This window comes from Helicobacter sp. 23-1046, from assembly GCF_053654635.1.
In genome coordinates this window covers 109,203-121,138 of the sequence record NZ_JBSIUS010000002.1, presented here as the reverse complement: position 1 = coordinate 121,138, position 11,936 = coordinate 109,203, and the positions used below count along the sequence as shown (strand labels likewise).

Genomic DNA, 11,936 nt, shown 5'->3' with positions numbered 1-11,936 from the left:
TGTAGAATCTATCTCACCAAAACTAAAATAACATAAGGGGAAATAGTGATTGAGAGCATTACACCCAAAGAATTAAAAGCCGTGCAAGACAAAATCTACGCTATTTGTGGTATCCACATTGACGATTCTAAAGCTTCAATGATGAAAAACAGAATCTACAAACTTGCCAAAGAAGTGGCGCACGATAATATTGGAGAGTTGCTCCAAAAAGTAGATAAAGATGAAAGTGTTAAAGAATGCTTTGTCAATGTTTTTACCACCAACAAAACGGACTTTTTTAGAGAAAGTTTTCATTTTGATGATATGTTAGACCGCGCGTTGCCAGAGCTTTTTCGCAATCAGCCAAAAATCAAAATCTATTGTTGTGCTTCTTCGAGCGGACAAGAGCCTTATACCATTGCACTCACTGCACTTTACGCTAAGCAAGTGTATAATTCTTCGGCTGATATTGAGATTGTCGCCACAGATATTGATACCCAAATGCTAGAGCTTGCAAAAAAGGGGGTATATGAAGTCAATCCTCAATTAGAAAAATATCCTAAATGGGTAGATTCTGTGTTAGAAGAGTATTTTGACATTGATGATATAAGCCCAAAAGAACGCGTAATGAAAGCAAAAAACAACCTTAAAAAAATCATAACTTTTAAAACACTCAATCTCTTTAATTCCAAATATCCATTTAAAAGTGAAGAATTTGATATTGTCTTTTGTCGCAATGTGTTGATTTATTTCAAAAAAGATGACCAAATTGCTATCTTAGAACGATTGTTTGATTTATTAAGACCTGATGGGACTTTTTATCTCGGACACTCAGAATCGCTCTACCATATCGCCAACACCACCGAACGACTTGGGCATAAAATCTTTATTAAGCGTAATGCTTAAGGACAGGCAATGATACCAGAGAGCGAAATACAAAACCCAAGCCAAAAGCTCCACCCCGATGTGCTTATGCCTAGCAAGCCGTGTAAGGATTTGTTGCGTCCTAAACTTATTGCCATTGGTGCGAGCACAGGCGGTGTGGAGACATTAAGCAGTATTTTTAGTGCGCTCCCTACGGGCTTGCCACCGATTGTTATCGTCCAGCACATTCCGGGCACTTTTGGCACTTCATTTGCCAAACGATTGAATGCAAACTCCGCCCTTGAGGTAAGTGAAGTAACCCAAAAAATAAAACTGAAAGAATCTTGTGCGTATCTCGCTGGTGGTGATGCGCATATATCTCTTGGCTATGAAGGCGGGCACTACACAGCAAAACCCCTAGAAGGTCCTAGAATCTCGCGCCATAAACCAAGCGTAGATATTTTGTTTCGTAGCACAAATAACACAGCAGGGAGGAATGCGCTTGGTGTGATTCTCACAGGAATGGGCGATGATGGGAGCATTGGACTAAAAGAAATGTTTGATAATGGTGCGCTCACTATCGCGCAAAGCAAAGAAAGCTGTGTGGTTTTTGGAATGCCTAAAAAAGCCATAGAAATTGGTGCAGCAAGGCTTGTGCTTGATTTAAATAAAATCATTGAAAAAATCATCGTCTTTAAAGATTATATGCATAAAGATGACGATGATTCAGGAACTTATGACATTTAATTGCTTAAATTATAAGGAGAATCTAATGAAATTTTTTAATGTGGTATTGCTTTTTGGGGTGTTTAATCTTTGTAACGCAAGCGTGATAGCAGGCGTAGCGATTAGGGTTAATGGAAATGCAATCACAATAAATGAGATTAAAAAGCTCCAACAAGAACTAAAAATTGGCAAAAAAGAAGCTATTGATTTGCTTATCAACGAACGACTAAAAGATGATGAAATTGCGCGATTTAAAATCACCATTGATGAGTTTAAGATTGATGATGAAATCACTAGGATTGCTACATCAAGTGGCATTACTAAAAGCGCACTTATCTCTAAGCTCGCTAAAGATGGCATAGGTTACCAAGACTATCGCGCTGAACTCAAAAAAGAGCTCCAAACACGCGAACTAATGCAAAAAATCCTCGCGAGCAATGTCAATATCACCGATGAAAATGAGCTTTTTGCCTACTATAACAAGCATAAAAGCCAATTTGAAGTGCCATCTAGCGTAAAAGTAATGCGTTATAGTAGCAATGATGATGCTCTACTTCAAAGAGCGATAAAAGAACGCAAAAAAAACTTTAGCGGTGTGGAAAAGCAAGAGGAGGAGATTTCCATCGCTTCACTCAACAACCAAATAGCCCAAATATTCACCTCCACACCAAAGGGGCAATTCACTCCTGTGCTCAATGCTGGAAATAATATTTTGGTGAGTTTTTTTATTATAGAAAAAAAGGGGCACAAACTAATGAGTTTTGAAGAGGCAAAGCCCCTAGTCAATCAACGCATAATGGCACAAAGAGAGCAAAGCATTATCCAAGAGCACTTTGCAAAGGTGCGCTCAAGCGCAAAAATCGTATATTTACGAGAATAGCGAATCGTAAAAGACTATCTCTTGCATAACAAATGGAGGCTCTATGCAATGGTATAAAGACCCGATTTTTGGTGTCATCTTATTGCTTGGAATCATCGCTTGCGCCGTTGGCATTGACCTCATTCGCAACAAATGGCGCGAAAAAAAACGGCTAGATTGTATTGACAATCTTAAAAAATCCTATGAATTTTTAGGGCTACAAGATGGCGTGGAGGAATTTTTAACCTTAAGCAACAACCCTATTCCAACTTTAGAATTCATCGCCAGAAGCTATACTAAAAGCGGACATATCAAAGAAGCGATAAAAATCTATGTGAGTATGCTTGAGCACACCGCGCATTCAGAGCAAAAGGTGCAGATTCTCTATGAGTTAGGCAACGCGTATATGAGTGCTGGATTTTTGCAACGAGCAAAAGAAGTGTTTTTAGAGATTCTCTCAATCTATCCACGCAACACAGAATCTCTTGATTGTTTGCTTAAAGTGTATGAACACTTGGGCGAACATCAAAACGCGCTCCACGCGCTAGATACACTAGAAGAAGTCTATGGGCAAAGCGAGCAAGGCAAGCAACCAAACACCACACAATATATGGATTATATCGCGCTTACCCGCGCATATCTGCAATGCTTGGTGATTTATGAGGGCACACAAAGCATTAGTGAAAAGTGCAAAAATCTCGTGCAAATAAAAAATACTTTTCCTAAACTTGAGCGCGTTATATTGGAATTATGCAGAGATTTAAGTATGGGGGTTTTCTGGCAAGAAGCAATGAAAGCAACCCATATAGAGAATCTTTTTGATATTTTTTGGAAAAGTGAAAAAAAAAGCGTGCCTTTTGAACACATAAAAAATCCACACATTCAAGCAATCTATCAAGCAAAAGGCTGGCTTAAACAGCCCACAAAAGACAATCTCACACATACAAGCCAACTCTCAAATACACAACAATTTCATTTAGAAACCTACGCACTCTTACAAAAATATTCAAAACACAAGGCTGGCTTGCGCTTTGAATATCGTTGTAATGAATGCAACCATATCTTGCCATTTTATAACGCGCGCTGTCCAAATTGTAACGCCATCGCAAGCCTTGAAGTCATAAGCAAACTCACCGAGTGCGACAATGAAACGCATAACCCTATATTGTGATGGCTCATCACTTGGCAATCCGGGTGCTGGAGGCTGGTGTGGAATCTTAGAGTTTAATGGCGTTCAAAAAATCGTGCAAGGCAATGCAAAGCTCGCCACAAACAACCAAATGGAGCTCCAAGCTGTCATTGCATCTCTCAGTGCATTAAAAGAGCCTTGCGAAGTGCATTTATACAGCGACTCAAAATATGTCGTAGGGGGGATTAACACTTGGCTTAGAAATTGGGAAGCAAAACACTTCAAAAAAGTAAAAAACCCCGAACTATGGCAAAAATACCTACAAGTCGCAAAGCCCCATACCATTATCGCGCATTGGGTGCAAGGACACGCGGGAGTGCCACTTAATGAGCAATGTGATGCTATCGCCAAAGCCCAAGCCCTAAAAGCCCAACAAGATGAGTAGATTTGCGATTGTCATCTATGGTCTTTATGATATAATGTCTGTGATTTTGCGCTAGATTCACGCAAAATGTAAGAATCTAGCCCTTTTAATCTAGCTTAAATCTAACAAAAAGGAAACAAATATGCCCCGCCCGCGCAATAAAGATGAGCTATTGCAAGCGATGCGTGATGAGTTTGCCAAGCTTTTGGGGCTTATCCAAAGCGCGTCTAACGATGTGTTGGAGAGGGATTTTGCCCGCCCACTGCGTGATAATGCACGCGATAAAAATGCCCGCGATGTGCTTATCCACCTCTATGAATGGCATACAATGCTAGAGGATTTTATCATCAACAATGTGGAGCGCGAGGGCGAAAGATTCACACAAAAGCCAGAGATTGCGCCATTTCTACCTCCCCCGTATAATTGGCGCACTTACCCACAACTCAATGTAGAGATTTGGCAAAAGCACCAAAGCACGAGTTTGCAAGACGCGCTAGATTCTCTACAATCAAGCCATAACAGGATTATAAACCTTGCCGAGCAATTTAGCAACGATGAGCTATTTGGCAAGGGGCATTTTAGCTTCACAGGCACAAATGCGCTCGCCTCATATATGATTTCAAGCACTTCTAGCCACTATGCGTGGGCGACAAAGCAACTAAAAATGGGCTTAAAAGATAAAACCTAATAACGCTAAAAGTTAGATTTTTACATTTTTCGCAATTTTTATCATTTGTTTGAAAAATTTGCGTTTTTCCCCTTGACTTAGAGTCGTGCTTGTGTTTTGTTATTTTTGGTTTGAGATTGCCACGATTTTGCAACTTTTTTCAGGTCGCAAATTCTCACAATGACAAACAGCATTGAAATTTTAAAATTTAAAGCAAGCAAATTCTTTCTCCCGCACGCGTTTTTTGCCTTAGTTGTCATATCATTTTATCGTTGCAAAATCCACACAAATTCTTTAATGGATTTTTGGGCGTTATTTTTGTGGCTTTTAAATCGCGGGTAATCGAACTCTATAAATTCCACACGCCCATTTTGTGCGCGTAAAATCCTCCATATATGTGGTTTTCGTATTGTATGCTAACTTTAGTATGTAGAATTATAGTATGTTTTTTAGTAGCATTCTAGGTATGAAACACGCAATTAACATAAAAGTTGGCAACAACATACGCAATATACGGCAAAGCAAGGGCTTATCCCAAGAGCAATTAGCAGACAAAGCCTGTGTGCATAGGACATACATAGGTATGGTTGAACGAGCAGAGAAAAATCTCACGCTTGTGAGTTTAGAAAAAATCGCTAATGCGTTGGGTGTGAAAATCAAGGAGTTACTATGAATAGCAAATACAATGAAATAGAAATGGCAAAAATTGTAACACATTACCAAAAAAGTTTTCAAAATAAAACCTTTGCCAATCCAAATCCACCAAATGATATTCTTATGAATTTATTTGATATTACATATTCACAAAAGCAAGAAAATATGCAATATTGGAATAGGGAGTTGGGCTCGGTTTGGGAAGAAATTACCAAAGAATTATTTAAGGCAAATCCAGCTTTTAGAGAGCCTGTCAGTAATGAGTTTGGCACTGACAAACCTGTTGATTATTTTATAGGCAATATGGCTATTGATGCAAAATATAGAATCGGCTCTGGGGATAGCGGAACTCTCAAAAAATTCAAACAATACGGTGCATTACTAAAACAAAATGGCTACACACCAATATTTTTAATCTTACGAGACGATAATTTACCAGCTGCCATAACAGCTGCATTAAATGGTGGTTGGACAATCCACACATATAAAACAACTTTTGACTTTATTGTTCAAAATAGCGGGTTTGATATAGTTAAAGAACTTGCCTTTCTCAAAACAAAGTATCTAAATTAGTGTTATCAAGTCTTCGCTTTGCTATCTCTATATAATTATTATTTATTTCGCAACCTATAAAGTTAATTCCTAATGATTTTGTAGCAACTGCTGTTGTTCCGCTTCCAATAAATGGGTCAATAACGATATTCTCATTATTTAATGGTGTTGATATTTCAATAAGTTTTTTTATCAATGATATTGGTTTTATTGTTATATGTTCATTGAAATCATCTTTTTTGTCTCGTTTATAATTTTCAAATACATTAGATAAAAAATTTTCACTTGTATTATCTTTGGTTTTTAATAGTCCAACACCATATTTATCTAAAGTATTTATATAATTATTTTCTAGTGGTTTTTGTGTTACAGATATAGCCTCCCAACAATTTCTAGTAGCACTATGCCATTCTTTCCAAGTTTCCCAATTCTGTCTATCATCTTTTTTCATTTTTAACGAAACATTCAATCCTTTTGGTATCCCACTATTTCTAATCCAAACAAATATATCCCTAGCATAAAAGCCCACATTTTCTAATGCAACTTGAATATGGGCAACAGTTCTACTGCTATTAAAAACAAAAGCATACGCACCTGGCTTTAATATTCTATATAACTCAGCCCCCCATTCTTCAACCCATTTTTGATAATCTAATATGTTGTCCCTATTCTTTTTATACCAATTTTTATTTCTTGTTCCTCCAGACAAACCACTCCCATAGGGTATATGCTTTACTAAAATATTGGGGTTATCTTTTGCCTTATCACACCTTCTATTTATCTCGCGAATATCCCATTTATGCCCAAAAAACTCATAATTATATGGTGGGTCAGTTACGCAAGTTGCTATGGAATTGGAGGGTATTTTTTTCATAATATCAATGCAATTGCCCAAGTGTATTTTATTGATAAAGTTTGATATATTGCAAGAATCTAGCGTTTGTGTCATATAAAACCTCGTTGAACAAAAATAACTTCAGTATTCTAGCATACAAACATTGAAGTTTTGTGCCCCAATCAATAAGATAATGATTCTCGCATTATCCATAAACTAGACAAAATCACAAATTTAAAACAATGCGTTGGTAGCCAAATAACAATAGAACATTTGCCACAAATTTGGTAGATTGTCTAGAAACTAACATTTGATTTGCCTAGTTTGTTTAATGTGCGATTCCATAATGTTTTTATTTCATTGCGAAAAACAAATATCACAAAAGCTAAAAATACAAAAAGTAATAGCTTATTATTTGTCGTATTTTCATTTATCCACGATTCTAAATTCTCTCTTATGTCAGCATAACCATTTGCTTGATATGCTGTAATATTAAATTCATTTTTGCCTTTTTTGCTTACTTTGCCATTAGAATCTTTTAGCTTGTGGATAAATATTCCAAAAATAGGCTTTTTTAGCTCTTTTGCCATTTTGACTTCGTATTTTACCCATTTTCTTGTATGTGTTTGCTCACCGATTAGCACGATTACGCAATCGCAATTTTGCATATTATCATTTATCCATTTTGCGATATTTGCATCGCCCTTGCGTTTGACTTCCTCCCACTCGTTTGGCTCACAGATTTTTTGGTTTTCCACAACGCCCATATTGCGAATCTGCTGGATTCGCCAACTATCTAACGCATAATGAAAACTATAAAAAACATTTTTCATATCACACACCACAATACAAAGCTAAAAATGCCTAAAAGCGCATAAAAAAGCCAAATTGATATTGATAAAAATGTGTTGAGATAAGATAACAAACCTTTGTGGTAATTGTCAAATGCACTCAAATCAAAATCTTTTATTTTGCTATTTTTCTTTATCGCTTCGCTATATAACGCACGAAATCGCCTCTCTTGCCACAAATAATATGAATCTAACAAGCAACAAATCACTAATGGGATAAATGTGATAGTAATAATGCGTGGATTTTGCGTAGTAGCATATATGGCAAAAAGCGCGGAAATAATGGCAATACACATAGCTTTGATTTGAAATGAGTTTGTATTCATTCTAGTGATGATGGCTTGGATAAATTCTAAAAATTTTAGTTTTTCTTTGGACATTTTAAATCCTTTTGTTTTGTGAAACGAAATTATATTATAAAGTGGATTAGTTAGCAATGATAGATTTTAGCGATTTTATTGCACCGCACGCCTATGATTTCATAGGCAAACAAAAACCGCCCATTTTCTATGATAGGCAAGATTCTAAGATTATCCACAAATGCGACAAACTTTTTATCACGCAAAAATCGCGTGATGATAAAGCGCAAAGTGCTAACTTTTGGTCGCTCCTCTGTGAGAATGTAGAGATTCATTGTGTGCCTTTTGATATTGCTTGTTTTGTGTCTTTTTGTGTTGGTTTTTACGCCGTGATTGTAGCATAGAAATGTTGTAGATTTTTTCGCGCTTTCTTGCATTTTTTTAGGCTTTTTTGCAAACTCGTTGAAAAATTTGCGTTTTTCCCCTTGACTTAGAGTTGCTATCAGGTTTTATAATTGCGACAAATTTAGCTTTTAAATTTTAAAACAAAGACATTATAAAGGAGCAAGTATGCAAAACACAAGCGATTCTAAACGGCGAGAGTTTCTCAAAACTTCGGGAAAAATCGCCCTAGCGAGTATGGCTATGACTTCAGGCGTTGCGCCCGTAATGGCGCATTCAAATAAAGGTGCGACAAACCAAAATCAAAACAAAGCAAAACCAAATCAAAAAGGAGCAAGTATGCAAACTATCAAACTTAATAACGGCGTGAAAATGCCAATTTTAGGCTATGGGACATATCAGATTCCAAATAATGAAGTGCAACGATGCGTAGAGGACGCGCTAAGCGTGGGCTATCGGCTCATCGATACCGCACAGGCGTATGCAAACGAAGAGGGCATAGGAGCGGCGATAAAAACCGCGCTAAATGGCGGAATAAAGCGTGATGAACTCTTTATCGAAACAAAGCTATGGATAAGCCACACAAACGAAAAGGACGCGCTAAAGGCGTTTGATTTAAGTTGCAAGAAGTTAGGCGTGGATTATGTTGATTTATACATTATTCATCAGCCTTATAATGATACTTATGGCGCGTGGAGGGCGATGAGCAAGCTACACAAAGAGGGCAAAATCCGCGCGATTGGCGTGAGTAATTTTTACCCCGATAAAATCACGGATTTTTGTATGTTTAATGACATAAAACCTGCGATAAATCAAATCGAATTGCACCCACTTTTTCAAAAAGTTGATGAGCAAAAAATCAATAATGATTTAGGTGTTGCGGTGCAGAGCTGGGCGAGTTTCGCAGAGGGCAAAGGTGAAATGTTTAGCAACAAAGTGCTTCAATCTATCGGGGAAAAATACGGCAAAACCCCCGCACAAGTCATCTTGCGCTGGCTAATCGAGCGTAATATCGCGGTGATTCCCAAAACTACGCGACTTGAGAGAATGAAAGAGAATTTCGCCGTGTTTGATTTCAAACTCACTAGCGAAGACAGGGCAAAAATCGCTAAATTAGACACGGGCAAGACGCAATTTATCGACCACAGAGACCCTGAGCGCGTGAAATGGCTGGCAAATTATAAGGCGAAATAAGGATTTGTAGCAAAGGAGGCAACAATGACAAATGGAGCAAAATCTATCAAATTTATCGCGCTATGCGTGATTTTAGGAGGTTTGAGTATGATAAATGCAGCAGAGCAAGAATTACTCAAAGCGGGGAGTTTGGGCGGATTTGAGGGCGATGATAAGATATTTAGCGGCAAAGTCAAAGTAACAATGCTTTTTAAAGACGCGCCTTATCGGGCGTTTAGCGGGGGATTGGTAGAGTTTAGCAAAGGTGCGCGCACTGCGTGGCATACCCACCCTGCGGGACAAACACTCATCGTAACACAAGGCACAATCATCACAGGTAGCGAAAATGGCGAAGTGCAAATCGCACATAAGGGCGATACAATCCTTTGTCCGCCAAATGTGAAGCATTGGCACGGCGCGACTGACAAGCAAAACGGCGCGCATATCGCCATCACAGGTGTGAAAAATGGGCAAAATGTCGTGTGGCTAGAAAAACTAAGCGATGAGGAATACAAATCCGCGCTAAAAAAGGTAAAGTAAATTTTGGAGTTTTTGTCATATTGAGGGATAAAACCGAAATATCTCTACCTTGTGATTTTTAAGGCTTTTAAGCCCAAAAATCTCTAGATTCTAGAATCTATGATTTTGAGATATTTCGATTTTGCAAAAAAATCGAAGGACGACAAAAATACATTGAAATTTTAAAATTTAAAGGAGTAAGTATGAATATTTTAGTGGCGTATTTTAGCGCGAGTGGGATTACCAAAGAAGTCGCACAGACAATCACAAAGGTAGCGGGGGAAATGCGGGGCGTAGAATCTTGTGAAATGTATGAAATCACGCCCACAACGCCTTACACAAGCGCGGATTTGGATTGGACAAATGAGCAAAGTAGAAGCACGATTGAGTGTAAGGACAAACGCTCGCGACCTCCTCTTGCGGGCAATATCGACATAGCGCGTTTTGAAGTTGTCATTATAGGATTTCCTATTTGGTGGTATAGCGCGCCACCTGTGGTGTTTAGCTTTTTAGAATCAAGCGATTTTGGTGACAAGATTATATTGCCATTTTGCACGAGCGGTGGGAGTGAGCTAGGCTCTGCGCCACGCGAGATACAAAAACTCGTGCCAAATGCCAAAGTCCTAGAGGGAGCGAAATTTAACTTCGGGGCAAACAAATCCACTATCCGCAAATGGCTAAATAGCGCGGGAATCGCGTAAAATCTAATGAAAGGAGCAAGTATGCAAAATCCAAACTCAAATCAAAATCTCACAAGCACAAAACGGCGAGATTTTATCAAAAATAGCGCAAAAGTCGCTGGCGTGCTTAGCGTGGCAACCCTAGCGGGAGCGAGCTTCAATGCGTGTAGCGATAGCGAAAGTGAAAATAGCAAGCCACCACACCAAAACAATGCAAGTAGCGATAACAGCTCAAACCAAAATCCCTCAAGCAAAGGAGCAACAATGAACAACACATATTCTACACCCACAATCACGCGCAGTGTAAATGGCGTAAATTTCATCAAAGTTGGCAACACAGACATTGAGATTAGCCAAATCTGCATAGGCGCGATGAGCTTTGGCAAGGCAGGGACTTTGCACGATTGGACGCTTGATGAGTCGCAAAGTGAGGCGATTATCAAACACGCTTTGGATAAGGGGATAAATTTCTTTGACACGGCAAATATCTACTCCGCTGGGACAAGCGAGGAATATTTAGGCAAAGCGTTAAAAAAACACGCAAGGCGCGAAAATGTCGTCATCTCATCAAAAGTGTATTTTAACGAGGGGATTTTATCGCGCAAGGCGATTTTGCGCGAGATTGATGGCACGCTAAAACGGCTTGGCACGGATTATTTGGATATTTATATTATTCATCGCTTTGACTACACCACGCCCATTTTAGAAACTATGCAAGCGTTGCACGATATAGTCAAAGCTGGGAAAGTCCGTGCATTAGGGGCAAGTGCGATGTTTGGCTATCAGTTTGCAAATATGCAACAAATCGCAAAGGACAACAACTTAACGCCATTTAGCATTATGCAAAATCACTATAATTTGCTTTACCGCGAGGACGAGCGCGAACTAATCCCCATTTGCAAACAACAAGGCGTTACGCTTATGCCTTATTCGCCCCTTGCTTCTGGGCGTTTGGCACGAGCGGAGTGGAAAACTGATACGATTCGCAGCAAGACAGATAAAGCCGCAATGGGCAAATATGACAAAACGCAAGAGCAAGATACAATCATCGCAGGGCGCGTAAATGAGCTAGCAAAGAAAAATGGCGTCCCTATGAGTGTGATTGCGCTATCTTGGCTACTTGCCAAAGGTGCTGGCTCGCCTATCATCGGTGCAAATAAGACAAAATACATTGATGAAGCACTGCGTGCGATGAGCGTGAAACTAAGCGAGCAAGAAATCGCGTATTTAGAAGAAGCCTATATCCCGCACGAAATCGTGGGCGCAAATACGGAGACACAAGCAAGAGAAGCGATAAAAGGGCTGGTGAAATAAAGGGGGCGC

The 11,936-nt window shown here is 38.9% G+C and carries 16 protein-coding genes; 12 read left to right on the top strand and 4 right to left on the bottom strand.

Going from position 1 to position 11,936, the window contains the following annotated elements:
- Positions 1 to 45: 45 nt before the first annotated feature.
- From ACWIUJ_RS06990 to ACWIUJ_RS06955, 8 genes are all read left to right on the top strand, one after another.
- On the top strand, positions 46 to 885 hold the full coding sequence (locus ACWIUJ_RS06990; RefSeq protein WP_454150487.1) for a CheR family methyltransferase: 840 nt from the start codon (positions 46 to 48) through the stop codon (positions 883 to 885).
- A 9-nt stretch (positions 886 to 894) separates the two neighbouring features.
- Positions 895 to 1,590: a CheB methylesterase domain-containing protein gene (locus ACWIUJ_RS06985; RefSeq protein WP_454169902.1), complete on the top strand. Its 696-nt coding sequence runs from the start codon at positions 895 to 897 to the stop codon at positions 1,588 to 1,590.
- Positions 1,591 to 1,615: 25 nt separating this feature from the next.
- Entirely contained in the window at positions 1,616 to 2,449 is an 834-nt protein-coding gene (locus tag ACWIUJ_RS06980; RefSeq protein ID WP_454169900.1) for a peptidylprolyl isomerase, read from the top strand.
- Positions 2,450 to 2,492: 43 nt separating this feature from the next.
- Positions 2,493 to 3,599, top strand: coding sequence for a hypothetical protein (locus ACWIUJ_RS06975; RefSeq protein ID WP_454169898.1), 1,107 nt, complete (start codon positions 2,493 to 2,495; stop codon positions 3,597 to 3,599).
- On the top strand, positions 3,574 to 4,002 hold the full coding sequence (gene rnhA, locus ACWIUJ_RS06970; protein ID WP_454169896.1) for a ribonuclease HI: 429 nt from the start codon (positions 3,574 to 3,576) through the stop codon (positions 4,000 to 4,002). Before ACWIUJ_RS06975 ends, rnhA begins: the two co-directional genes overlap by 26 nt.
- Positions 4,003 to 4,123: 121 nt before the next feature.
- A complete protein-coding gene (locus ACWIUJ_RS06965) occupies positions 4,124 to 4,669 on the top strand; it encodes a ClbS/DfsB family four-helix bundle protein (RefSeq protein WP_454169894.1) in 546 nt (181 codons plus the stop codon).
- Positions 4,670 to 5,114: 445 nt separating this feature from the next.
- Entirely contained in the window at positions 5,115 to 5,321 is a 207-nt protein-coding gene (locus tag ACWIUJ_RS06960) for a helix-turn-helix domain-containing protein (RefSeq protein WP_454169892.1), read from the top strand.
- The gene (locus ACWIUJ_RS06955; protein WP_454169890.1) at positions 5,318 to 5,875 is read left to right on the top strand and encodes a hypothetical protein; all 558 of its coding nucleotides are present in this window, start codon (positions 5,318 to 5,320) and stop codon (positions 5,873 to 5,875) included. Before ACWIUJ_RS06960 ends, ACWIUJ_RS06955 begins: the two co-directional genes overlap by 4 nt.
- Here ACWIUJ_RS06955 and ACWIUJ_RS06950 read toward each other — a convergent pair.
- The 4 genes from ACWIUJ_RS06950 to ACWIUJ_RS06935 all read right to left on the bottom strand — a co-directional run bounded on the left by ACWIUJ_RS06950 (position 5,853) and on the right by ACWIUJ_RS06935 (position 8,276).
- Positions 5,853 to 6,803 carry a DNA-methyltransferase gene (locus ACWIUJ_RS06950; RefSeq protein ID WP_454169888.1) on the bottom strand — a complete coding sequence of 317 codons (951 nt, stop codon included), beginning with the start codon at positions 6,801 to 6,803 and terminating at the stop codon, positions 5,853 to 5,855. The two genes, ACWIUJ_RS06955 and ACWIUJ_RS06950, sit on opposite strands and share 23 nt — an antisense overlap.
- Positions 6,804 to 6,985: 182 nt before the next feature.
- Positions 6,986 to 7,522 carry a TIR domain-containing protein gene (locus ACWIUJ_RS06945; RefSeq protein ID WP_454169887.1) on the bottom strand — a complete coding sequence of 179 codons (537 nt, stop codon included), beginning with the start codon at positions 7,520 to 7,522 and terminating at the stop codon, positions 6,986 to 6,988.
- Positions 7,519 to 7,920: a hypothetical protein gene (locus ACWIUJ_RS06940; RefSeq protein ID WP_454169885.1), complete on the bottom strand. Its 402-nt coding sequence runs from the start codon at positions 7,918 to 7,920 to the stop codon at positions 7,519 to 7,521. The genes ACWIUJ_RS06945 and ACWIUJ_RS06940 overlap by 4 nt, the downstream gene beginning before the upstream one ends.
- Positions 7,921 to 7,970: 50 nt before the next feature.
- On the bottom strand, positions 7,971 to 8,276 hold the full coding sequence (locus ACWIUJ_RS06935; RefSeq protein ID WP_454169883.1) for a hypothetical protein: 306 nt from the start codon (positions 8,274 to 8,276) through the stop codon (positions 7,971 to 7,973).
- 133 nt (positions 8,277 to 8,409) lie between these two features.
- On the opposite strand from ACWIUJ_RS06935, the gene ACWIUJ_RS06930 reads away from it, so the two are divergent.
- The 4 genes from ACWIUJ_RS06930 to ACWIUJ_RS06915 all read left to right on the top strand — a co-directional run bounded on the left by ACWIUJ_RS06930 (position 8,410) and on the right by ACWIUJ_RS06915 (position 11,927).
- Positions 8,410 to 9,435, top strand: a complete 1,026-nt coding sequence (locus ACWIUJ_RS06930) for an aldo/keto reductase (protein WP_454169881.1) — start codon at positions 8,410 to 8,412, stop codon at positions 9,433 to 9,435.
- A gap of 87 nt (positions 9,436 to 9,522) precedes the next feature.
- Positions 9,523 to 9,954, top strand: coding sequence for a (R)-mandelonitrile lyase (locus tag ACWIUJ_RS06925; RefSeq protein ID WP_454170034.1), 432 nt, complete (start codon positions 9,523 to 9,525; stop codon positions 9,952 to 9,954).
- Positions 9,955 to 10,136: 182 nt separating this feature from the next.
- Positions 10,137 to 10,634 (top strand): flavodoxin, encoded by a 498-nt coding sequence (locus tag ACWIUJ_RS06920; protein WP_454169879.1) that lies wholly within the window; start codon positions 10,137 to 10,139, stop codon positions 10,632 to 10,634.
- 21 nt (positions 10,635 to 10,655) lie between these two features.
- Positions 10,656 to 11,927, top strand: a complete 1,272-nt coding sequence (locus tag ACWIUJ_RS06915; RefSeq protein ID WP_454169877.1) for an aldo/keto reductase — start codon at positions 10,656 to 10,658, stop codon at positions 11,925 to 11,927.
- Positions 11,928 to 11,936 lie beyond the last annotated feature (9 nt).